The 22,959-nt window shown below is 44.5% G+C and carries 26 protein-coding genes; 21 read left to right on the top strand and 5 right to left on the bottom strand.

Annotated elements, in window-relative coordinates:
• Positions 1-370: 370 nt before the first annotated feature.
• Together ACQ4XT_RS18495 and ACQ4XT_RS18490 are read right to left on the bottom strand one after the other, a co-directional pair.
• A complete protein-coding gene (locus tag ACQ4XT_RS18495) occupies positions 371-1,099 on the bottom strand; it encodes a PAS domain-containing protein (protein WP_446854953.1) in 729 nt (242 codons plus the stop codon).
• 337 nt (positions 1,100-1,436) lie between these two features.
• Positions 1,437-2,279, bottom strand: a complete 843-nt coding sequence (locus ACQ4XT_RS18490) for an aldo/keto reductase (RefSeq protein WP_446854952.1) — start codon at positions 2,277-2,279, stop codon at positions 1,437-1,439.
• 329 nt (positions 2,280-2,608) lie between these two features.
• Here ACQ4XT_RS18490 and ACQ4XT_RS18485 point away from each other — a divergent pair, with 329 nt between their 5' ends.
• The 9 genes from ACQ4XT_RS18485 (at position 2,609) to ACQ4XT_RS18445 (ending at position 9,971) form a co-directional block, all read left to right on the top strand.
• Entirely contained in the window at positions 2,609-3,991 is a 1,383-nt protein-coding gene (locus ACQ4XT_RS18485) for a sigma-54 interaction domain-containing protein (RefSeq protein WP_446854951.1), read from the top strand.
• A gap of 87 nt (positions 3,992-4,078) precedes the next feature.
• Positions 4,079-5,476 carry a YjiH family protein gene (locus ACQ4XT_RS18480; protein WP_446854950.1) on the top strand — a complete coding sequence of 466 codons (1,398 nt, stop codon included), beginning with the start codon at positions 4,079-4,081 and terminating at the stop codon, positions 5,474-5,476.
• 40 nt (positions 5,477-5,516) lie between these two features.
• Positions 5,517-6,836 carry an aspartate aminotransferase family protein gene (locus ACQ4XT_RS18475; protein ID WP_446854949.1) on the top strand — a complete coding sequence of 440 codons (1,320 nt, stop codon included), beginning with the start codon at positions 5,517-5,519 and terminating at the stop codon, positions 6,834-6,836.
• Positions 6,837-6,881: 45 nt separating this feature from the next.
• Complete coding sequence (locus tag ACQ4XT_RS18470) at positions 6,882-7,100, top strand: hypothetical protein (protein WP_446854948.1); 219 nt, start codon at positions 6,882-6,884, stop codon at positions 7,098-7,100.
• Positions 7,101-7,214: 114 nt separating this feature from the next.
• Positions 7,215-7,697: a DUF2975 domain-containing protein gene (locus tag ACQ4XT_RS18465; RefSeq protein ID WP_446854947.1), complete on the top strand. Its 483-nt coding sequence runs from the start codon at positions 7,215-7,217 to the stop codon at positions 7,695-7,697.
• Between the two features lie 10 nt (positions 7,698-7,707).
• Positions 7,708-7,920: a helix-turn-helix domain-containing protein gene (locus tag ACQ4XT_RS18460; protein ID WP_226588511.1), complete on the top strand. Its 213-nt coding sequence runs from the start codon at positions 7,708-7,710 to the stop codon at positions 7,918-7,920.
• Between the two features lie 10 nt (positions 7,921-7,930).
• Positions 7,931-8,746, top strand: a complete 816-nt coding sequence (locus tag ACQ4XT_RS18455; RefSeq protein WP_446854946.1) for a DUF817 domain-containing protein — start codon at positions 7,931-7,933, stop codon at positions 8,744-8,746.
• Between the two features lie 87 nt (positions 8,747-8,833).
• On the top strand, positions 8,834-9,271 hold the full coding sequence (locus ACQ4XT_RS18450; protein ID WP_446854945.1) for a cell wall hydrolase: 438 nt from the start codon (positions 8,834-8,836) through the stop codon (positions 9,269-9,271).
• A 256-nt stretch (positions 9,272-9,527) separates the two neighbouring features.
• Positions 9,528-9,971, top strand: a complete 444-nt coding sequence (locus tag ACQ4XT_RS18445) for a GNAT family N-acetyltransferase (protein ID WP_446854944.1) — start codon at positions 9,528-9,530, stop codon at positions 9,969-9,971.
• 70 nt (positions 9,972-10,041) lie between these two features.
• Here the strand turns inward: ACQ4XT_RS18445 and ACQ4XT_RS18440 are convergent, their stop codons facing one another.
• Together ACQ4XT_RS18440 and ACQ4XT_RS18435 are read right to left on the bottom strand one after the other, a co-directional pair.
• Positions 10,042-11,826, bottom strand: coding sequence for a sulfatase family protein (locus ACQ4XT_RS18440; RefSeq protein ID WP_446854943.1), 1,785 nt, complete (start codon positions 11,824-11,826; stop codon positions 10,042-10,044).
• Between the two features lie 169 nt (positions 11,827-11,995).
• Complete coding sequence (locus ACQ4XT_RS18435; RefSeq protein ID WP_446854942.1) at positions 11,996-13,099, bottom strand: GGDEF domain-containing protein; 1,104 nt, start codon at positions 13,097-13,099, stop codon at positions 11,996-11,998.
• Positions 13,100-13,315: 216 nt separating this feature from the next.
• On the opposite strand from ACQ4XT_RS18435, the gene ACQ4XT_RS18430 reads away from it, so the two are divergent.
• The 10 genes from ACQ4XT_RS18430 to ACQ4XT_RS18385 all read left to right on the top strand — a co-directional run bounded on the left by ACQ4XT_RS18430 (position 13,316) and on the right by ACQ4XT_RS18385 (position 20,558).
• Positions 13,316-13,525 (top strand): transcription initiation factor TFIIIB, encoded by a 210-nt coding sequence (locus ACQ4XT_RS18430; protein ID WP_206946126.1) that lies wholly within the window; start codon positions 13,316-13,318, stop codon positions 13,523-13,525.
• Positions 13,526-13,649: 124 nt separating this feature from the next.
• Positions 13,650-14,732 carry a mechanosensitive ion channel family protein gene (locus ACQ4XT_RS18425; protein ID WP_446854941.1) on the top strand — a complete coding sequence of 361 codons (1,083 nt, stop codon included), beginning with the start codon at positions 13,650-13,652 and terminating at the stop codon, positions 14,730-14,732.
• A gap of 215 nt (positions 14,733-14,947) precedes the next feature.
• The gene (locus ACQ4XT_RS18420) at positions 14,948-16,408 is read left to right on the top strand and encodes a nitrilase-related carbon-nitrogen hydrolase (RefSeq protein WP_446854940.1); all 1,461 of its coding nucleotides are present in this window, start codon (positions 14,948-14,950) and stop codon (positions 16,406-16,408) included.
• A gap of 10 nt (positions 16,409-16,418) precedes the next feature.
• The gene (locus ACQ4XT_RS18415; protein ID WP_446854939.1) at positions 16,419-16,958 is read left to right on the top strand and encodes a LytTR family DNA-binding domain-containing protein; all 540 of its coding nucleotides are present in this window, start codon (positions 16,419-16,421) and stop codon (positions 16,956-16,958) included.
• Entirely contained in the window at positions 16,959-17,387 is a 429-nt protein-coding gene (locus tag ACQ4XT_RS18410) for a hypothetical protein (RefSeq protein ID WP_446854938.1), read from the top strand.
• A gap of 168 nt (positions 17,388-17,555) precedes the next feature.
• Positions 17,556-18,644: an NAD(P)/FAD-dependent oxidoreductase gene (locus ACQ4XT_RS18405; RefSeq protein ID WP_446854937.1), complete on the top strand. Its 1,089-nt coding sequence runs from the start codon at positions 17,556-17,558 to the stop codon at positions 18,642-18,644.
• A 200-nt stretch (positions 18,645-18,844) separates the two neighbouring features.
• Complete coding sequence (locus ACQ4XT_RS18400) at positions 18,845-19,102, top strand: hypothetical protein (RefSeq protein ID WP_446854936.1); 258 nt, start codon at positions 18,845-18,847, stop codon at positions 19,100-19,102.
• Between the two features lie 75 nt (positions 19,103-19,177).
• Complete coding sequence (locus ACQ4XT_RS18395; protein ID WP_446854935.1) at positions 19,178-19,363, top strand: DUF6366 family protein; 186 nt, start codon at positions 19,178-19,180, stop codon at positions 19,361-19,363.
• A gap of 18 nt (positions 19,364-19,381) precedes the next feature.
• Entirely contained in the window at positions 19,382-19,549 is a 168-nt protein-coding gene (locus tag ACQ4XT_RS18390; RefSeq protein ID WP_446854934.1) for a hypothetical protein, read from the top strand.
• A gap of 124 nt (positions 19,550-19,673) precedes the next feature.
• A complete protein-coding gene (locus tag ACQ4XT_RS18385) occupies positions 19,674-20,558 on the top strand; it encodes an NAD(P)-dependent oxidoreductase (protein WP_446854933.1) in 885 nt (294 codons plus the stop codon).
• Between the two features lie 57 nt (positions 20,559-20,615).
• On the opposite strand, the gene ACQ4XT_RS18380 is transcribed toward ACQ4XT_RS18385, so the two are convergent.
• Positions 20,616-21,209, bottom strand: coding sequence for a TetR/AcrR family transcriptional regulator (locus ACQ4XT_RS18380; RefSeq protein WP_446854932.1), 594 nt, complete (start codon positions 21,207-21,209; stop codon positions 20,616-20,618).
• Positions 21,210-21,376: 167 nt separating this feature from the next.
• Between ACQ4XT_RS18380 and ACQ4XT_RS18375 the strand changes: the two genes are divergently transcribed.
• Positions 21,377-22,372, top strand: coding sequence for an NADPH:quinone oxidoreductase family protein (locus tag ACQ4XT_RS18375; protein ID WP_446854931.1), 996 nt, complete (start codon positions 21,377-21,379; stop codon positions 22,370-22,372).
• A gap of 166 nt (positions 22,373-22,538) precedes the next feature.
• Complete coding sequence (locus ACQ4XT_RS18370) at positions 22,539-22,934, top strand: nuclear transport factor 2 family protein (protein WP_446854930.1); 396 nt, start codon at positions 22,539-22,541, stop codon at positions 22,932-22,934.
• The last annotated feature ends 25 nt before the right edge of the window (positions 22,935-22,959 follow it).

The raw sequence follows: 22,959 nt of genomic DNA, 5'->3' as shown, positions 1-22,959 counted from the left end.
TGGCTCATCAATCATGATACGAACCTCTGAATGGTGGAAGATTGACACGATTCATAGGTTTCTTTTTTTAGATGATGAGGGAAATGAGTCCAGCGATCAAGACGATCAACGACCCTGAAAGCAGGGCGATTTTCACTTTGCGGTCAGCTTTGTGGAAGATCCGAAAGAACATGTGGCTCACCTCCGTCTTATGAGTTTTCCTGCGAGTGAATCAAAGGGGTTCAGCAAAAGGAAACTTTCAGGGAGTGACTTTGAAGAAAGAAATGGGGAAGAAGACAAACAACAAAACAGGAATGGATGTCCGTTCATTCCTGTTGTTTTTATCTGTGATCCTCAATCATCGGTAGAGGAAAACATCAATTTAAGGATTTTACTTATTGTATAACTCTTTTAAAGCTACCTGTAAATTAGTAAAAAACTTCACCTTCAAAGATGGAAGATCGGAGGATACCCACATTTTGGACAGCGTGGGTTTCATCCCGGAAATCGTCACCCGGATTCCCATCAAAGAAAGGGATTGGATGAGTTTGGACAGTTTTTCAAAGAACACAATATCCACTGTGCTGATGGTGGAACAATCGATGATCACCTCGTGGGCTTTCATGTGGGTCACATTATGTAAGCCTCTATCCAGAATGTATTGGAATTCGATTTGCTCCATGATCGGCTGCAAGGGTAGAAGAGCAATCCCTTCGGATAACGGGATCACGTTCACGGACATATCTTCCATCCATTTCCGCATCCGCTGTTCTTTTTCATAGTAACTGGTCACATCACTGTATTCGACCATCGCGCCGTACACAATTCCGTTTTCGCTCAATACCTTGGTGCGGATCGATAAATACAAATTGTAATTGCCCCAAAGGTAAGGAATGGCCTCAAACGTGAATTCCTCAGATGTCCGTACGGTCCGCTCCACATAGCGGACTTCTTCAGGAGCATTAGGAAAGAGGTCATATACACTTTTCCCTACAACATTTTCTCTTTCTACCTGCAATAGACTGGCACCTTGTATATTAAGCTGGGTAATTCGATAGTCTAAATCAATCGCCATCACACCTAAGGACAGTTGATCGAAAACTTCGTTTACTGGCGGCATATTGCTCCCCCTTAGAACCTGATTGATGAAGCGCTCTCTATTATATTAAGTTCTATTTCCTATGACAAAAATCCTTTTTATATATTTGTATAATATATGAACGATAGAACCTCTATTCATTTCCTCCACAGGAACCATCATTCATGATTTGCATAGGAAAGTCAAAGTTTTTGTTCCATCCTATTGTTGAGTTTTCTTTGTTCACTTTTACAGTCACGAATCAAAATGAACATCCGCGTTGTTTTCATCATCCAAACTCACGGGATTTCAGCCATTCCAGGTTATGGCATCCTAAAAAAACAGGCCTCCAATCGGGGCCTGCTTTTTCGTTCATGTATTAAAATTCCTGATAAGTGGCAGGGTCCTGGTCATTCATTCTGCCATCGGGTTGAGTTAATTGATGGATCTGATTCATATCTTCTTGGGTCAGGGAAAAGTCGAAAATCGATAAATTCTCTTTTTGACGATGAGGGGAAGAAGATTTTGGAATAGCGACAGAACCGAGCTGGTAATGCCAGCGGAGAATGACTTGAGCAATCGTTTTGTCGTAATGATCGGCTACCGATTGGATCACCTCATTGTCGAGGATGTTTTGGACGCGCGCCAATGGACTCCAGGATTGGGTTTGGATCTGCTTTTCCTGGTGATAAGCTCTTTGTTCCTCCTGGTTGAAAAACGGATGGAGCTCCACCTGATTCATGCTCGGTTTGATGCCTGTTTCCTGTTCCAGACGGTCCAAATGTTCGGGGAGGAAATTACATACCCCGATCGAGCGGATCAGTCCCCATTTCTGAGCGTCGATCAATGCCTGCCAGGCTTCTACATATCCATCTTCTTTGGGATTCGGCCAGTGGATTAAGTAAAGATCATAATAGTCAAGCTGCGCGCGGAACAGGGATTCCTGGATGGCCGTGACGGCTTTGTCGTATTCGTGGTACCGGCCAGGGAGTTTGGAAGTAATTCTTAGTTCATTTCTAGGGATGCTGCTGCGGCGGATTCCTTCTCCGACCGTCGCCTCATTTTCATAATTATAGGCAGTATCGATTAAACGGTAGCCTGTATCTATGGCACTTTGAATGGCGGAAGCTCCGTGGTTTCCGTTCAGGCGATAGGTGCCGAATCCTAAGGCAGGAATCGTAAGACCGTCGTTCAGTTGAATTTCAGGGATGGATGGACTCATCTGTCATGCACTCCTTTTTTAATCTTCTGCTACATATGGATGCAGTTCGTTCTATAAACATTTATTCTTTTACCTTATCTGAGGAACTGTAAACAAGTGTAAACGTGTACATTGGAAGATTGTTGAAAAAAAGAGAGAAAAGAATGATTAGTAAATTTCCAGTCTCCTATTTCACCCTTTTATGAAGCTATTTCTGAAATTGTATAATCTTATCGTTCCTCAACTAAGCTTAAAGGTTATGGTATAATAAAGTGTAAATATTCAGAAATGAGTAATAATTTCGTTGATCATGAAGAGGTTTTGACAAGAATTGTAGAAAGTATTCAATCATGAATAATGTGGGGGATTTCATGGAAGAATGGTCCGAATATAAAACACTTTTGCATTCACTGCAGGAAGATATTCTTGTCACCAATACAGATGGGACGATTGTCAAAGTGAGTGAAGCGACAGGAAAAGTCTATGACGTCCATGCTGATGAGCTGCTCGGGAGATCGGTTTATGACTTGGAAAAAGAGGGATTATTTACGCCCCTGGCTACGCCTATGGTGATGGAATCTCTGGAAAGGGTGACGTTTGTCCAAACCGTTGCCGATGGAAAAAAGCTGCTCGTGACAGGTTTGCCCGTTTTTGATGATGAGGGGGAACTCGTTCGAGTGGTCAGTTATTCTCATGATGTGACAGAACTCATGGAAATCAAAGCAGGTATGGAAGAAATGACGATGGAGATGGAACGTGTCCGCGACGAGTTGAACCGCCTGAAACAAGAGAAGGAAGAAACGTTTATCGGCAAAAGTGAAGAGATGCGCAAAGTTCTTGCGACCGCAAATCAGGTGGCAGGAGTGGATGCGAATGTCCTTCTTCTCGGTGAATCCGGGGTCGGGAAAACGGAGCTCGCAAGAAGGATTCACGAAAAGAGCAGTCGAGCGGACGGACCTTTTATAGAAGTCAATTGCGGGGCGATTCCTGACGCTTTGTTTGAAGCTGAACTTTTCGGTTACGAAGGGGGATCTTTCACAGGAGCGACCAAAGGCGGGAAAAAGGGATTCGCGGAACTAGCCCATAACGGGACGATGTTCTTGGATGAAATCGGAGAGCTTTCCTTACAGAATCAAGTGAAGGTTTTGAAACTGATTCAGAAAAAATCATTTTATCCTGTCGGAGGGCGCAAAGAAATTCAATCCGACTTCCGATTGATCAGTGCAACGAACAAGGAATTGGATCAAGCGGTCGACCATAAGGAGTTTCGGGAGGACCTTTATTTTCGGTTGAATGTCGTACCGATCACGATTCCTCCTTTAAGAGAACGGAAAGATGACATCACCCCACTCATCCATACCTTTTTAGATCATTTCGCTGCCCGTTACAAACGGAAGCGGGTATTGAGTAGAGAAGTCATGCACGATTTGAATACATACGAGTGGCGTGGCAATGTAAGAGAGCTCATCAATTTATTAGAGCGCTTAGTGGTGACTTCCCCGAATCCAGTGATCTACCCGGTCGATCTACCCGAAGGATATCGTAAAAGGGGAGAGGCTTATTCAAAAATGAATAATTTTGATGAGCCATTAGCTGAAACTCTAAATCGAGTGGAAAAAGAAAGACTTGAACGAGCAAAAGAAAAATTCAGGACGACCACGAAGATGGCGGAGGCTTTAGGGATCAGTCAACCAACGGTAGTCAGAAAACTCAAAAAATACAGAATAAAATGAAAGGTTGGCATGATTCTTGCGATACAAAGGGTGAGGGATGAAAAATTTCCTTTGCCTTTTTTATTACTTTTATAAGGAGTGGAATACATGGAAGTGAAACAGACGGACGACTTTGAGAAGGGCTATACGGAGTCAAAACCGGACAGCTATCGAACCAAGAGGAATTTCCTTTGGTTCATCATTCCTTCGTTATTGGGCGTGTTTTTATTTTTATTCCCAATTCCCTACGGAGGGAAAATCACGATCGGTGTCGGTGTACTTGCAGAAACGGTACAGGCATACTTAGAGCCCGTTCTACCAGGGTTGATGACTGCTATTTTAGTTGTTTCCGCCATTGTACCGATTTTTGCAAAAGCATTTCAGCCTTCTGTGATCATGAACCGTCCATTTATGAAACAGCTTTTTTATATTCATCCTTTCTGGCTGGTGACAAGAATCCTGGGAGCTGTCTTTGCGCTTATGACGCTTTTTGCCATCGGGCCAGCGGTCATAACGTCTGAAGTGACAGGAGGAACAATGCTCTATGCCCTCGTCCCTGTACTGGCTGCCTGGTTCTTATTTGCCGGAGTATTGATGCCGTTACTCATGCAGTTCGGTTTGATGGATTTCATCGGTACCATGCTCCGCCGGGTGATGAGACCGGTGTTCAAGCTGCCTGGCCGGTCTTCCATCGATGCGCTCGCATCCTGGATGGGAGCGGGGACCGTTGGTGTCCTCATTACCACTCAGCAATACGAAGAGGGTTACTATACGAAGCGGGAAGCCTCGATCATTGCTACAAACTTTTCCATTAATTCGATTGCTTTCAGTTTGGTCGTGATCAGTTTTATCGGACTGGAAGAATATTTTGTTCCTTTCTATCTGACTGTCGTTGTCGCAGGATTGGTAGCGGCGTTTATCTGTCCCCGCATTCCGCCTTTATCGAGAAAGGCGGACACTTATTATGAAGGAACAGGCATGAGAATTTCTGAAGAAACCCCTGAGGGAGTTTCCAATTTTCAATGGGGAGTGGAAAAAGCGCTCCACAAAGCCTCACAAGTAAAGAGCTTGAAAGAAGTCGGGAAACAAGGAGCACAAACGGTTCTTGATATTTATTTCGCTTTGATCCCACTAGTGATGGCACTCGGAACCGTAGCCTTGATCATTGCGGAATTCACACCATTTTTCACCTATTTGTCGATGCCGATCGTTCCTCTCCTCCAATGGATGGGAATTCCTGAAGCTGCACAAGCGGCTCCCGCCATGCTCGTCGGGTTCGCGGATATGTTCCTGCCGGCTGTCATCGGTTCCGGAATTGAAAGTGAATTGACACGTTTTGTCATCGCCGCTGTATCGCTGACGCAGTTGATTTACATGTCCGAGATTGGCGTACTGCTCGTCAAATCGAAAATACCGATTTCCGTTTTAGAACTGGCCATCATTTTCCTGCAGAGGACTGTCATTACTCTGCCGATTATTGTGGTGATTGCCCATTTCATATTTTAAATCACATGTATGAACCAAAGGTATAGAAGGGGATGGAAAAATGAAACCGACATTCGATCAATTGTACACACGTTTACCAGACTTACTCGCACCCAGCATGGCGAAAGATCATCCTAATTTACCGGTCGTAAAAGAAGAAGGCTGCTATTACTATGGGGCCGATGGAAAAGAGTATTTGGATTTCACCTCAGGCATTGCCGTAGCCAATACCGGGCACCGGCACCCAAAAGTCGTTGAGGCGATCAAGGAAGGGGTGGACCAGCTCATGCACGGGCCTTCCGGCGTCATCATGTATGATTCGATTCTGCGCGTCGCGGATCGGCTGCAGGGAATCCTACCTGGGAACCTGGACTGTTTCTTTTTTGCCAACAGTGGCACAGAAGCGATTGAAGGTGCGCTGAAGCTTGCGAAATATGTAACGAAACGCCCTTATGTCGTTTCTTTTACCGGCTGTTTTCATGGTCGTTCGTTAGGTGCTCTCGGTGTCAGTACTTCCAAAAGCAAGTATCGCAGATTTTTACAGCCGAATGGTCTGACATACCAGGTTCCTTATGCTGATCCGAAGAACTGTCCGGAAGGGGAAGATCCTGCCGTCTATTGTGTGGATCAACTGGAAAAGGATGTTGAAATGCTGTTCGACCATCAAGTGACCCCGGAAGAGGTGGCGTGTATGATCGTTGAGCCGGTTCTTGGGGAAGGAGGATACATCATTCCTCCGAAAGAGTGGCTGCAAAAGGTACGCGACATTTGTGACCAGCACGGGATCCTGTTGATTTTTGATGAAGTGCAGACCGGGTTCGGACGTACGGGAGAATGGTTTGCTGCTCAAACGTTCGGGGTGACCCCGGACATCATGGCGATCGCCAAAGGCATTGCATCAGGGATGCCGCTCAGTGCTACGGTGGCTTCAAAAGAATTGATGAGCCAGTGGCCGATGGGAACGCATGGAACGACGTTCGGCGGGAACCCGCTCGCCTGCTCAGCAGCACTAGCCACGCTTGACGTCATAGAAGATGAGAACCTGCTGCAAAACACAAGAACGCTGGGTGCTTACGCCGTGGATCGTCTGAAGGCATTGAGGGAAAAACACCGGGTCATCGGCGATATCCGCGGTGTCGGACTTATGATTGGTATTGAAATTGTAGATCCTGTGACCGGACAACCAGATGGGACAGGGATGATGCGTGTCCTTGATTTGTCCCTTGAAAAAGGGGTGTTGTTTTATCTTTGTGGAAAGCACCAGGAAGTCATCCGGATGATTCCTCCATTGGTGGTTTCTCGTGAGGAGATTGATCGGGGACTGGCTGTCTTTGAAGAAGCTGTTGAGGAGTATGAGAAAAGTTTAGCGGTCCGAGGTTAAGGTGCAAATCGCACCAAAGAGGTGTCGTATCGCGCCAAAGGGGCAGTGAATCGCGCCAAAGAGGCGTTGGATTTCGCCAAAGAGGCAGTGAATCGCGCCAAAGAGGCGTCGAATCGCGCCAAAGGGGCGTCGAACTGCGCCAAAAGGGTTGCGAACCGCGCAAAAGAGCCAGCTAATCGCACCAAGAAATCGATTGAGCTGTCCAACAAGATTATAAAGAAAAGCGCAGATCTCCTAAAACGAGGAGATCTGCGCTTTTTTTAATAGGTTAAACGCACCTAATTCGATAATTAAGTATTTATAAAAGATATATTTTTATTGAAAAACGATAAATGTGGAGGTATGATTGAAAAAGATATTAGGAAATGAGGTGCTTTTATGAAACGTGGATCGACTCTCTTTTTGAAGGTGGCGGTCATCTTGATTGGGCTGCCGGTTCTTGCGTTATGTATATTTTTTGTTCCTAAGTTTGCAGATTATACAGGCGTGCTGCTGTCTGATTTTCCAATCATTGAACCGGTCGTTTTCATTTATATGTATGTAACCGCTGTCCCTTTTTACATGGCGCTTTATCAAGCGTTTAAGCTTCTGAACTATATCGACAGGAATCAGGCATTCTCAGATTTATCGGTCAAAGCACTGAGGGTGGTCAAATTTTGTGCTATTACCATCAGCGTCCTTTACGTTATCCTGTTGCCGGTGATCTATACAGTCGCTGAAATTGATGATGCTCCGGGTCTGATTATGATCGGGATGGTCATCATCTTCGCTTCTACAGTCATTGCTGTTTTTGCTGCTGTCCTGGAGAGACTTTTGCAGGAAGCGATAACCATCAAATCTGAAAATGATCTAACGGTCTGAGGTGATCAACATGGCGATTATTATCAACATTGATGTAATGCTTGCGAAAAGGAAAATGAGCGTAACCGAGCTTTCGGAGAAGGTCGGAATTACGATGGCGAACCTCTCTATATTAAAAAATGGCAAGGCGAAGGCCGTCCGATTTTCAACCTTGGAGGCAATTTGTAAAGCGCTTGACTGTCAGCCCGGGGACATCTTGGAATATCAGGAAGACGAAGAGTAGGAGGGATCGGATGCGAGCAGTGAAACAACTCTTACATTTTGGTTGGCAGCAGGCCTGGTCCTGTTTGTTTCCTGTCGTTATTTTCGCTTCATTGGCAATCACCAAATGGGTGCCGCTGCCTTTTTTGCCGAGGTATGACTGGCTGCTGATCATCTGCCTGTTGATGCAGTGGTGGATGGTGCGGTCAGGGCTTGAAACACGGGATGAACTAAAAGTCATATCATTGTTTCACATCATCGGACTTGCACTGGAACTGTTCAAGGTTCATATGGGTTCCTGGTCTTATCCGGGAGAAGGATATTCAAAAGTTTTCGGCGTCCCCTTATACAGCGGGTTCATGTATGCGAGTGTGGCGAGTTATCTCTGCCAGGCCTGGAGAAGGCTTGAGGTGGAGCTCGTGCGTTGGCCATCTTCCTGGCTCGTCGTTCCTCTGGCATCTGCCATCTATTTGAATTTTTTCACCCACCATTTTTGGATCGACATCCGCTGGTGGTTATCAGCGCTCGTCATTCTCGTTTTTTGGAACGCGTGGGTCCGCTACGAGGTCAACGGCACACGATACCGGATGCCGCTCGCGCTTTCGTTCGTTCTGATCGGCTTCTTTATCTGGATCGCAGAAAATATCGCGACTTATTTCAGCGCGTGGGAATACCCGAATCAGGCGGATGCGTGGAGTCTTGTGCATTTAGGAAAAGTGAGTTCATGGCTGTTATTAGTGATTGTGAGTTTTCTTATTGTAGCGACTTTGAAGCGAGTAAAGAAAGGTTCTCTTGAGAGGGATGGACTCGGAGGAGAGGAAAGAAGCCCGAACGCACAAGTGTATTAGCTGGTCGAATTCCTGTTTGAGTTGGTTCATTCCTAAATGATGACATCAACCCAGCTTTTTTTCATACAATAGGGTGGGGTGAGTAAAATGGCGAGAGTGAAATATACGGATTCAGATGTAGCTTTGATGGCTCGGATGATGCGGGCAGAAGCTGTAGGGGAAGGGAAACAAGGGATGCTGTATGTCGGAAACGTTATTGTAAACCGTGCCGCAGCATCCTGCCTGGATTTCACAGATGTGAGGACCATCCGGGATGTCATCTATCAGGTCCAGGGAGGAAATTATTCTTTTGAAGCCGTACAGAAAGGGAATCTTTTTTATAACCGGGCGAGATCTACAGAGAAAAGACTAGCAGAAAAGAATCTGAGGTTCTGGAGGCAGCACCCGGCAAAGTATGCGTTATGGTATTTCAATCCAAATGCCACATGCCCTCCGACATGGTACGGACAGCAATTTACAGGGAGATATAAAAATCATTGCTATTATGAACCAGTAGCTGGAACATGTGCCAGTGTTTACGTTTAAGAAAGCTAACGTTCATAAGGATAGAGAGAAAGTTGAAAAGCGCAGTCCTGCACAGGGGTGCGCTTTTTCTGTGCCTCTTGAGTATTGGTAAGGGGTTTGAAATAATTGGATTCAGGTCCTTTATCTATCATGCTGAAAAGAAAGACAGGGGAAAAGAAGTTGATTACGAGTCGTTTATGAATGGTAACGCGCTCGATCTCACAAGGATATAAGTGTCTAGATATGAAAAAGTGGAATTTGTGAAGGAGTGGGTCTAATGGAATTTGAATTCAGGCCGATCAAGATGGAAGATGTGAGGCAGATTGATACATGGAATTACGATGGCTTTGTCGAAAAAGTGATGATGAAGCCTTATTTTGATTCCTATAAGCAAACAGGAGAATTACGAGGTCAAGGTGGATGTGAGGGATATGCCGCTTTTCTCGACGACGCCGTTGTTGGTCTGTTTGAATACCATGTGAACGGAGGCATCATGGAGATCGGATTAGCCTTGCGGCCAGATTTGATTGGAAATGGTTTAGGTGCAACCTATGTGAAGCAGGGCATAGCTTTTGGTATTCATCACTATGACCAGGACATGAATGAGGTACGGTTAGAGGTGGATGAACAAAATAAAGCAGCCATTCGTGTTTATGAAAAAATAGGGTTTAAGAAAGTCGGGAAGAAAGATCGTGATATTGAGATGCGAATGGTCTTATAAGATATTATAGATGAGGAAAAAGAGGATGAACGTAAGCCGCGTTCATCCTCTTTTTGATCGTGGGACCTCTCTAATTTTCCTGGCAATTGCATGAGGGCATTCCAGGCACTTCGCCGCTGGAAGGCTCCAATCTTTTCTGGTTGCACTGCTGCTCCAAGGTGTTCAACAATAATCCTTCCACAACTCTTGACTCTGGCGTCGCGTATTGAGGGTCGGCATAATTCTTTTCCTCGAGCGGGTCTGTCGTAAGGTTATAGAGTTCATATTGAGACGGAAAGGGTTCCGTTTTTGTTGTGGTCACACAGCAGGAGCATTGGATATCATCTTCTACCTCCATGGCCTTGCCTTTCTTCTGAAACGTATCACTACACCCAGGGTCACTCCAGAATTGGGGGTTGTCGTAATAGCGGGCGAACTTCCACGTTTCTTCCTCGTGATTCTTCCCGGTTTTCATTTTTGTAATGACGGCTTCAATGTGATTCGGCTGCACAACCGATTCATAAGGGACCCCGGCTGCAGTCGTCTGATTCAACCCTTTGGTAATGTCATCATCACTCATAAAATAGAGAGGTTCGTTGGCTCTGAAAAAATGAGACCTTCCTTTGATGAGAGGGGTCAAATCTCTTCCGACGAGGGGTTGGGCTTCAGTGTGGGAGCGGCTCAGTTTCTCCCGGAGTTGACCTGCATCCACCCCTGCAAGGCCAAGCATTGTAGGTAGAAGATCGACATGGCTCGTTAACATGTCTGTTTGCTCTGTTTGGGAGAAAAGTTTCTGGCTATGGATGATAAGCGGGACGTGAATCGATTCTTCATACATGTTATACCATTTTTGATGAAGACCGCCATGAGCTCCAAGCAACTCTCCGTGATCTGATGTGAAAATGACAATGGTATCTTCATAAAAGCAAGATTTCTGAAGAGCTCGAAAGACTCTGTGCATTTCTTCGTCCGCCTGCTTCTGCAGACTGTAGTAGAGCTTGCGATAAAAGGGCTGGTCGATGATCGGCTGTAATGCTTGTGGATACGTGATCCGATAACTTTCCTGAGCATCGGGTTTCGTGGAAAGCGATTCTTGATGGGTCGGTGCGGGCGGGATCTGGGGTAGGGTTGGGTCGATATGGAATTGGAATGCTGGTGAAAGAGCAGTCAGAACCCCGTAGAGTGCGATGTCATGAGGATTGACGAAAGAACACATGATGAACCATGGCGATTCTTTCTCACTGGACTGTTTCTCAAGATCCCGAATCAGCTCGATGGTTTCCGTAGCATAAACCTCATCACGCCCACTGGTCCCGAGAGCTGCCGAAGAGCCGGAGTTACGCGGGTTCGATCCGTGGGGTTCAGGTCCGATCCATCCGGAAAATCCGAAGCGGCCCAACCGGTCTGCATCCTCGTACATTTTCTCCTTTTGTTCATTCGGTACTCCTGTGTTCGGGTTATAGCTTGGAAAGGCATTTTTGGTCCCGGGTACTAAGATGTCCTCATCTGAGGCGTGCCATTTTCCTTTCCAATACGTCTGATAACCAGCCGCAAGGAAATAATCACCAATGGTCGGTACCGTGTTTGGGTCGAGCCAGAAAACATCCGGATCGAACGGTCCTTTCGCTACCCCGGTGGTCTGCGTTACCCCGTGAAGCGAAGGGTATTGGCCGGTGTAAAGTGTAGCCCGACTGGGAGAACAGGCGGTACTTCCGGCATAATGACTCAAAAACTCCATCCCATTTTTACGTAATAGGTTCTGGGTCACTAAATTTTCTTTCCGCCATTCCCTCAATTCCTTTGTTTCGTACACAGATGGATACCTTTCCTGGTCGACCATCAAAACAAGGATGTTCGGCCGCTTCTTTTTCTCCAAATGACTCACCCTTTCTTCCGTGTTCCTTGCATATGTTAAATATATGTGGCTGCATCTATTTTATTTGGTGGAAGCAGGAAGCTCGTTTCAGAATATCGCAATTCTATATAAAGTCCTTTAACGTCTGCTTACAAAAATGAGACATAAAAAAGAGCGTAACTGTGTAAAGTTACGCTCGGTGACTCGCCCACTGATGGCTGGGTGCGATGCACACCTTATTTCTGCCGGTTTGTTTAGCATCATAAAGAGCATGGTCGGCCTCTTTGATCAACAATTTCGGCTTACTGGTCGTTTCATTGTAGCAGGCGAGTCCGATGGATACTGTTATGTGAATCATTTGGCCTGTAGTTAAGAGGAAAGAATGGTTTTCGACCTTTTCTCTAATTCTTTCACTGATTTCATTGGCCCGGTCTATCGGACAATCCAGAAGAATGACTGTGAACTCTTCTCCACCGTTCCGACTGACAATATCGAAGGATCGAACGGTGTTTTTCAGAATCCGGCTCAGTTCTATCAACACTTGATCGCCTTCTTTGTGACCATAGGTATCATTCACTTTTTTAAAATGATCGATATCGATGTACAAGAGTGATAGTTTTTCTTCCTTATGTACCGCCTGCGAAGCGATCTCGTTGAAAGATTGGTCGAATTTGCGGACGTTGTTCAATCCGGTCAAACCATCCGTGGCTGCTTCTGCTTTGTATTTATTCAATAGATTTTGGCTTCTACGAACAAATTCCACGACATAGAAAGAGACGAATCCTGCCGTATAAGAGATAATCCAAAAAGAAGGGATCAGAACCAATAAGGTGGTTGTGTTCTGTAATAGATAGACGACCATGCCTGTGAAAATGACATTCGAAGCGGTTAACGTGAGCAGAATCTTGATGCGCTTCGTCAAATTCAGTCTCGTAATGGTCAATGTAATGAGTGTAATGGAAGTGATCATTAATAGAGCAAGCAGTGATGATGTATTGAATCCGATAAGAAAACGGCCGACGACGACGAGGCACATGGCGGCAATCCCAGGGAAGGTCCCTCCGTAATAAGCGACGAGAATGACCGGGATATGACGTAAGTCAACAATGGTGCTGTCGAAGCGCATGCTGTACTGCATAAGGACATTGCTCAAGACTCCCGCCAGAATCCCTGAAACCATTTTGTTCCGGAATGTGGAAGACCGGCTGAGGGGAGCGGCCTGGGTCGTTTGGGTATAAATGAATAATGATGCGATCAAAAGGGCTAAGTTGGATATTAATTCTTTTAAAATCAATGGAATCACCTATGTATGTAAAGAATTTTCCCCGTATGTGAAGTTATATGGTTTATCTTCACACGAATATTCCGAGAAAGGAGTGGGTTGTTTGGTACAGCCTGTGTAGTATTATATACTTTTCTTATAAAGGAAGAAAATAGAAAACTCAAAAAAGCTGCGTTCGGTGTAAAAGATTCCAAGAACGTTTGCATTACCGCAGGAGGAGGGGACAGGATGAAACATCCATCGAATATAGACGAATGCCCAAAATGTGGGGGAAGGGAATTAGGGAGAGGAAAGCAGAACGGATATGCTGTCATGCTTCCCGTTAATAAAGCCATGTCTTTTGGTTCTGAAGTGGAATACATCATCTGCACAAGCTGCGGGTATATCATCGAAAGCTATGTGAAAAAGCCGGAGAAGTTTAAAGGGACAATAGAATAGACATGCAAGTGAAGGGCGAGTTGGAGTCTATCAACAATGAACAGGGGAGGAGTTTTCTATCTTTTTGTTTAATATATCCTGTGAGGGAATAAAAGGATTATAGACTTGTATGGAGTGAGTACTTATGTCAATCAACCAGGTAAACGACTGGCCCTGGTCAGATATTCTTATCGTGCTGGGGTTCTTATTGTTTCTATTCTTGATCCGTTTGGGATTGAGCTTATTGATCAACCGGGTATTCCGGGACAGGGGAAGTATCCAGAGAGCAGCCTTTTCTTTAATCAATTGGGTTGTGTTCAATGGCCTGCTTTTATTCGTGATTTTCTATTTCTCTGATTCCGCCTGGCTTTTATTTCCGCTATTCACGATCGGCCAAGTAGAGATTACATTATTTCTGATCATTATTGCTGTACTGATCATTACTTTTGCCTACAGGCTGTCAAAAGTTCTGAATGAACATCTGCTGCCATTTTTCTTTGAGCGTCATCATTTGGATAAGGGGATTCAGTTCACGATGGAGCGGATTGTCCATTATGTCATTATGGTCGTCGCGGTATTGGTCAGTTTGACGACAGTCGGCATCGATTTGAGTGCCCTGACTGTTTTTGCCGGGGTTTTAGGAGTGGGGATCGGTTTCGGAATGCAGAACATCGCCTCTAACTTCATATCCGGATTGATCCTCCTCTTTGAACGACCGATAAAAGTCGGGGATCGAGTACTTATTGATGATGTCATCGGTGATGTTGAAAAAATCAGCATGCGGGCGACGGTCGTCCGTACGCTTGAGAATGAGCACATCATCATCCCGAATTCTTATTTTTTAGAAGAAAAAGTAGTGAACCGTTCGTTTTCGGATCCGAGGCTTCGTTTGACGATTCCCATCGGGGTCGCCTATGGAACAGATGTGCAAAAGGTGAAAAGAATCCTTCTTGTGGTTGCCGAATTAGCGAGACAGGAGCACTCCTTCGTCCTTGAGTCACCAGCGCCTTACGTGAATTTTAAGGGCTTCGGTGATTCGTCTTTGGACTTTGAATTGTTTCTCTGGATTTCCGATCCGAAAGAAGTCATCCGGATGAAAAGTGAGCTGAACTTCTCCATTTATGAACAACTGAATGAAAACGGGATTGAAATTCCTTTTCCTCAAAGAGATCTGCACATCAAGTCTGCGCCTCCATCTTTACTAAAAGGGCAAGAAGAGGACTCTTGAGAGGTTCGTGAGTTTAAGCATAAGTCTTCATGAAGGCTTATGCTTTTTTCCTGGGTCTATAAATGTAAAGCTCAGTGGTCATGAAAACAGCGGGACCCTGCCCCTCTCACTTTACTATCTGTACCTTTGATCACTCTTTTTGTCCCTTCTATTCATAAACAGATCCCTCTTCCGCCCTGGACTCCTAGAATAAGAGTATCAGTGAGAAGGAGGGAATGAAATTGAAGAAAAGCTACATTTTTAGTTTATTATTATTAGGGACAGTGCTTATGATGTTAAGTAACGGGAAATATCTGATTGCCATAGCTGCCTGGGTGTTTCCGGTCGCTTTAATGGTTGCCGTAAAGGATCTTCGGGGGCGGTGGGCATGGATTCTGCTGACGTTGATCATGGCCCTTGGGAATCAGTTGAGTTTTCATCATATGCTTCCGGAATTGGAGATTCCCCTGTTTGGTTATATACCTGCACTGGCGGGGGCTTTGTATGCTGTGCCATTCGTTTTGCAGAAACTTTGTTACCGGGTCACGCCATCTTTTCTGGTTACCTTGATTTTCCCGAGCTCTTACGCACTATTAGACTATGTAAATGTGTATTTGAACCCGTTTGGTACGTTTGGTGTTCTTGGGTATTCGCAGGCTCAATTCCTGCCAATGGCGCAGGTGGCCTCGCTCATTGGAGTGACGGGGATCACATTTGTCATTACATGGGTGGCTGCCATCGTGTACTGGCTGATCCTTGATCGGCCGAAAGTACACAAAAAAAGAGTCGCTTTGGCAACGATCATGATTCTTTTACTCACCATCGTATGGGGCAGCTTAAGAATCAATGATTCAGCGGGTCATGAAACGGTTCTCGTGTCAGGCATTCATACGTTGGACCGGAACAATACAGAAGTTTTGGAAATCTTCAATTTGAGAAATAAAGATTTGAATGATTTTACCGAGAAAACTGAAAAACAACTAGAAATCCTCATGAAGCGCACCACGGAAGAAGCGGAAGCGGGTGCGAAAATCATTCACCATTCAGAAGGAACCGCCGTGATGGATGAATCTCAGCGAACCTCTTACTTAAGACGTTTGCAAGGCATAGCTGAACAGTATGATGTGTACATCATTACGGTTCCGTATGTGTTTACAGAGGCCGACAAAAAGAATGAGAATGTCCTGTATGTCTTGGATCCGAACGGAGAGATTGTATTAGAGCACTATAAATATGGCGGAAATTTTATTGAACAGACGGTAACGAAGGGCGAGGAGATCCATGCTGTTGATACGCCTTATGGCCGTTTAACGGGAATCATCTGCTGGGATAAAGACTTTCCGTCCGTAGTCAACCAAGTGGGGGAAAAAGACATCGACCACTTATTCATCCCTTCTGCAGATTGGGAAGAAATCTCTCCCTATCATACGATCGTGGGGAATTTCCGAGGCATTGAAAATGGGGCAAACACCGTTACCCAAACGGTAAACGGTATGTCCATGATGACCGATTATACAGGTCAGACATTGGCGAAGATGAATCATTTCACAACCGACCACTGGGTGATGCGTGGACATATGCCTGTCCGGGGAACGAACACGTTTTATACGAGTATAGGAAAGTATTTTGGTGGATGGGTCGTCGGTGTGTTTATAGGTCTTCTATTGTTCTTCTTTAAAAAAAGACGCCATAGGTAAAGGAGTAGTTATGAAAATCGGATTAGTTTGTGAGGATAGGATTCGAGAAGACGTTGCTGCAAGAGTGCAGGAACTGGGGATTGAGTTATATGCAAACGCTGATATGTACCTTGTACAAGAAGGATTGCACCAGGGATTGCTCCCGTGTATCGTTTTTCACCCCGACAACCTCAACGGATTGGTAGAGTTCCTCCACCATTATGCCGGGAGATCCGTGACCTCTAAGGTGACAGGAATGTTGAATGATGCGTATTACATTCTTCCCCATGAGGAAATTTTATATTTTGAAGCGCTGGATGCCATGGTTCTCTGTCATACTTCTGATGAAACATACCAGCTGAAAGAACGATTGTTTCAACTGGAAAGCCGTTTGCCACGAGACCAATTTGTCAGAGTGAGCCGATCCTTTATCGTTCACATCAATGCGGTGACGAAGGTCATCCCATGGTTCAACAGGCGACTCTTATTAACATTTGCGGGGTCAAAAAAAGAAGTGGAAGTTTCCAAGAGTTACGTCAAATCTTTTAAAGCGTTTTTAGGAATGAGGTGAGTGAGCTTGCGTAAATATTTCTTTGAAGCCCTGATTTTATCTGTATGTATCGGTGTGATGATTCGGGCATCCTTACTTCTTGTGACCGGGCAGCCGTTGTTTTCCAATGGATTCAGTTATTTGATCAGCATTCTCATCGCTGTAGTATCTTGTTCCATAACGTTTTTTATTCATTTTAAAGTATTAGTGAACAGCCGCTATACGCTAAGAGTGAAGTATATGGTTTCATCAGTATTGATTTTATTTGTTTATCTTTTGGGTAACTTGATGTTTGGAGGGTTATCGATTGTTTCTGAGGTGGCTTTCTATGTTTATGCCGTCATTATTTTATTGTTATCCTTCCCGCTCATTTTTCATGTGAATAAAAAAATTCAAAATTACGATCAATACTTACAACTGAAGCAGTCTAAAAACAGCAATTCTTTATAGTCAGGTTTATTCTGCAAGCCATTATAAAATGGGAGTCATGCCAAGAATCACAGGAAGTTCAAGACCGCTTGATGGAGCATACCTGCGATGTTTCCTCCTATACTCTAAACCCAACGAAGAATAAAATGAACGTCTCTACGAACACTATGAAAAAAGGGTGGAAAATTAGTGAAAACAGCGATTATTGGAGCGGGACTTGCCGGTCTTTCGTGTGCATTGACATTAGAAAAACACGGGCATAGCGCCGATATATTTGAGCAAGGGAAGGAAATAGGCTTACGTTATGATATTGCGGAATTAATGACGCCTATTCTTCATGCACCCATCAACGACTCGGTGAAATTCTTTTCTGAAACCTATGATATCCACTTCAAGCCGGCCAGTAATGTGCAGAAGATCTATGTCCACTCCGAAAATGAATCGGCCTATGTAGAAGGGAAAATCGGTTTCATCAATATGCGGGGGAGATACAAGGATTCTTATGAGAAACAATTAGCCCAACAGCTGGTGCATAGCGAAATCCACTATGACAGCCATGCGGTTTATGAAAACATCTCCAAAGAATATACCCATGTCATCGTAGCCACCGGCGACCCACAGGATACGCAGCAGATCCAGCCTTATGACATAGCCCTCCCTTCAGCATTTGCCGGTGCTACTGTAAAAGGTGATTTTGTCCGTAATGAGGTACATACCTGGTTTAATAACGATTTCGCTCCAAAAGGTATGGGCTATTTGATCCCTCACTCCAAAACAGAAGCAACGCTTGTGATTGTCTATCCACAATATAAAGACGAGTGGCTGGAGAAAAGAAATGAGTTCTGGGAAGCCATGGTGAAGGAAGCCTCCCGTACCCTGAAACAGGAATTAATCATCGAACATGAATTTACGATCTCCGATTACATTGTAGGGAAATGCCATTATCCAAGAATCGGAAACACGTTTTTTGTCGGTAACTGTCTCGGGGCCATTACTCCATTCTTAGGATTCGGGCAGACGGGATCTATTCTTAGTGGTATTTATGCAGCTCTCGACATATGCGGGCAAGGAGATTATGAAAAGTTATGCAAACCGCTCTTGAAGGATTATGATCAATCCCTTGTACTCCGCAGAGGAATTGAGCGGTTAAGCAACCATCAACTGGATTTAGTTACGAAGTCGCTTCACAATCCTGTGGTAAGGAAGATTATCACTCAGCCGAACCTGGGTGTTCTGAAAGGACTCAGCCACTTGTTGAAGCCCTTTACTTCAAAATAAACGGGTGATAGTACGATAGAGGGCGGTTATTCCATATAGAATAACCGCCCTCTTTATTTTAAGAGGAAGCAAAAAGGTATGGAAAAAATAGATGTGAGGTGTAAATAATCTGAAACGGTTTACTTACAAGATCGTATACAAAGGAGAGTTTCGTAAAGCGGTGAAGTGTTTTTGTAAGGTTGTAAAGGGGAGGGATGAGAATGAAAGCAGTGGAAGTTTTGTTACTTGTCATCGCCATGGCTGGCGTTTGTACATACTTGTTTGTTCAAGCGGACTATTTCATTTACATAGCATTAGTTGGAGGAATCAGCTATTCAGTATTACATCTCATTAGAACATATGATAAGAAAAGAGGAGCTGTATTAGGTAATCCAGATGCTGAATACTATAATACTTTTGATATTGATCATGATGACGATTCTATTGGGGGCAGCTTCATGGATGATCGTGATCAATAAGCTATAGGCTGAGTAATGGCGAGCAGGTAATGTACTTAATGTAATCTGAAAAAATGCGACAAATGGGGTTTTTAAATGAGGGATGAAAAACCTGAAACAGCAAGGGAAAGATTAAGGCAGGAGGAATCTAAAAGAGATCCTTCAGGAAGTATTCATGGCGGAGGCCTTCCTGACTTAGTCGGGAACTTAGGGTGGAAAGGTACAGGAATCATTATTCTTGTACTGATCGTAGGCTTTATAATCTATGCCGTCTTCCTATGAAGACGTAGAGGTGGTTTAATGGTCAATTATTTAAAATTCTTCTTATTTATGATTGTCGGCCTTTCATTATGGCAGATGCTTTTTACATCATTTAACCCGGTAGAGATCCTGGCTTTCTCTTTTTTCACAACTTTTTTCAAATGGTTGTTTGAGGCGACTTGGGATCGAAAGACAGATAGAGATTAATCCAACTGAAATCCAGCTAACGCGGGAAATTATTGATCTTCTTAAGAATCGTGTGTTTCTCTTCTATATTGAATACTGAAGTTGCTATACTTGAGGCAAGTTCATTTAAGAAAGGGAGAGTCAGATGACAAGACAAACGATTGGTTTCATCGGCGCAGGTGTAATGGGGAAGAGCATGGTACGCAATTTGATGAAGGCTGGGTATGATTTAAATGTGTTTACCCGTACGAAAGAAAAGGCGGACGACTTGTTAGCGGAAGGAGCGAACTGGAAGGAAAGTGTGGCTGCTCTGTCTGAGCACTCCGATATAATCATTACGATTGTCGGGTATCCGAGCGATGTGGAAGAAGTGTATTTCGGTGGAGAAGGGATTTTAGAGAATGCGAAGCCTGGTTCCTTCGTGATCGATATGACAACGTCCTCTCCTGATTTGGCACAGAAGATTGTTGGAAAAGCGGAAGCGGCTGGTATTTATGCGTATGATGCCCCTGTATCCGGCGGGGATGTCGGAGCAAAAAACGGAAAGCTCACGATTATGGTCGGCGGCAGTAAGGAGCATTTTGACGAAATCCTTCCTGTATTTCAAGCGATGGGCGAAAATATCGTCCTTCAAGGCGAAGCGGGGGCAGGCCAGCATACGAAAATGAGCAACCAAATCGCGATTGCATCCGGCATGATGGGTGTTTGTGAAGCCATTACATATGCAGAAAAAGCCGGTCTTGATCCAAGGAAAGTGTTGAGCAGTATAGCTTTCGGTGCCGCTGGAAGCTGGTCATTATCTAATCTCGGACCAAGGATGATAGATGGGGACTTTGATCCAGGCTTTTATGTGAAGCATTTTATTAAAGACATGAAGATCGCTATTGAATCTGCGGAGAACATGCAGATTCCCGTCCCTGGATTGAAACTTGCGAAGCAGTTGTATGAGGAACTGAGTGAAGCAGGTGGAGATAATAATGGGACGCAGGCATTGTATAAGTACTATCAAATGATGACACCTGTTTCCTAGAAAGAATGAATGAAAAGAATGGTTACCTTAGAGAGAAAGCGACCGGAAGCGGTCGCTTTATTTTTTGTATTGAAGGATTTTCAGGATAGACTCGTAACAGGCATTCCGGTAATAGTCATGCAGTTGATCGTCATCTCTCATCAGCCATTGAATCAAGCTTCCGTCAATCATACAGCGGATGCTTATCGCTGTTTGCTCCACATCATCAACTTCAAAAATTTCTTCTTCCCGTCCTTGATGGATGATCTCCCTGCCGATGGACCAGCAGTTTTCGTAGAATTTTTGGTTGATCTCTTTATAAGATTCGTTATTTTTCACTTGAGATAAAAAGTCCAGGTACACGCGGTAGAAATTTTTATTTTCTTCTGGACTGATGAACACGCGGTCTATGTAAGCTTCAAGTTTACCAATTGCCGTTTCCTGTTCACCAACGGATGCGGCTTCTTTTTCATAGATGCGTGTTGTGATCCATTCAAACAATTGCGTGAAAACATCGGATTTATTTTTAAAGTAGTAATTCGTGACCCCTTTGCTGACATCGGCATAATCGGCGATATCCTGTAGGGTGACGGATTCATAGCCTTTTTCGGTTGCGGCTTGGAAGGCAGCTTTTAATATCTGTTTGCGTCTCTGTTCTGCTTTTTTTGCCATTTTCTAATCTAACCTCCATTGGATGCTCTGTTTATTATACAAGAAAAAGAGAGGATATTCGAATCTTTTATACTGACTGGTCAAAATAAATTGACCAGTCAGTATAAAATAGTCTATGATAGATTTATATACTAGTAAATGAGGAAGAAGAAAGGGGAAATGATCGGATGACAAAAGAATTCCATGCACTTGTCGTGAACAAAACAGAGGAAGATTTTTCAGTGAATGTGGAATCGTTGACTTTGGAAGATCTGCCGGAAGGGGATGTGACGATTCAAGTCCACTATTCCAGCGTCAACTATAAAGATGGATTGGCAAGTATTCCGAACGGCAAAATCGTTCAGTCCTATCCTTTCGTACCGGGCATCGACCTTGCCGGGACCGTCGTTTCGTCCGATGATGACCGCTATCAAGAGGGAGACGAAGTGGTTGTGACAAGCTATGAATTGGGCGTTTCCCACTATGGTGGTTACAGTGAATATGCACGTGTCCCTGGCGATTGGGTCGTCCCTTTGCCGGAGAATATGACGTTGAAAGAAGCGATGGCTTTCGGTACAGCAGGCTTCACAGCAGCGCTATCTGTCCACCGTCTTGAAGAAAGCGGCATAACGCCGGAAGACGGAACGATTCTTGTGACCGGAGCTACCGGTGGTGTCGGCAGTATGGCTGTTTCGATGCTCGCTAAACGTGGATACCATGTGACGGCTAGTACAGGAAAAGAATCGGAACATGAATATCTGAAAACGTTAGGCGCAGAAGAAATCATTTCCCGGGAAGAAGTGACCCCTGAGAAGATCCGCCCGATCGGTAAGCAGAAGTGGGCTGGTGTAGTCGATCCCGTGGGAGGAAAAACACTGGCATCTGTGCTGAGCAATACGAAATATGGTGGTGCCGTTGCTGTAAGTGGTTTGACTGCCGGAGTGGAAGTGCCGACAACGGTGTTCCCTTTCATCCTTAGAGGAGTGAATCTGCTCGGCATTGATTCCGTTTACTGTCCGAAAGACTTGAGAGAGAAATTATGGACGCGTATGGCTACGGACTTGAAGCCGGATGATTTAGGAGAAATCGAAAAGGAAGTTTCTCTAAAAGAACTTCCTGATACGTTGTCTGATATTTTACAAGGAAAAGTAAGAGGAAGAACGGTAGTGAACATCCTTTCCTAAAAGGGTGTGCCCGTCCCCTTTTTAACTTAGAATCAAACCATGTGGAAAGCGTAACCTTTAAAAAGGTTGCGCTTTTTTCATACATCTTGAGTATTTTGAAAGCGTTTGAAATAATTGAGAGGTACATAACTAAATTGATGACTTATTGATGAAAGGGTGCTTATCTATGAATTCTCAACAGAACAGTGAAGCATTGTCCAACAAAGAACGAGCGGTATCATTTTTGGTGCAAGTGGCAGGTGGAGAGGTACGGGAAGCGTATGAAAGGTATGTCCGTTCTGATTTTTCCCATCACAACCCTTATTTCCGTGGAGATAAAGATTCTCTGATGAGCGCAATGGAAGAGGACGCCGCCAAAAATCCTCATAAGACGCTTGATCTCCATCGTGCGATTGAAGAAAAAGATATGGTCGTCGTTCATTCTCATATTAAACAACAGCAGGATGATACGGGAGTAGCCGTAGTCCATATCATGCGCTTTGAAGCAGGGAAAATCGTAGAGTTGTGGGATATCGGTCAGCCGCTTCCGGAGGACTCACCGAATAATAATGGTGCTTTTTAGCCTCAGAGCTCATTGGAATGGAATG

Source organism: Halobacillus sp. 12SKB (genome assembly GCF_052941655.1).
This window is presented reverse-complemented; position numbering and strand designations above follow the sequence as displayed.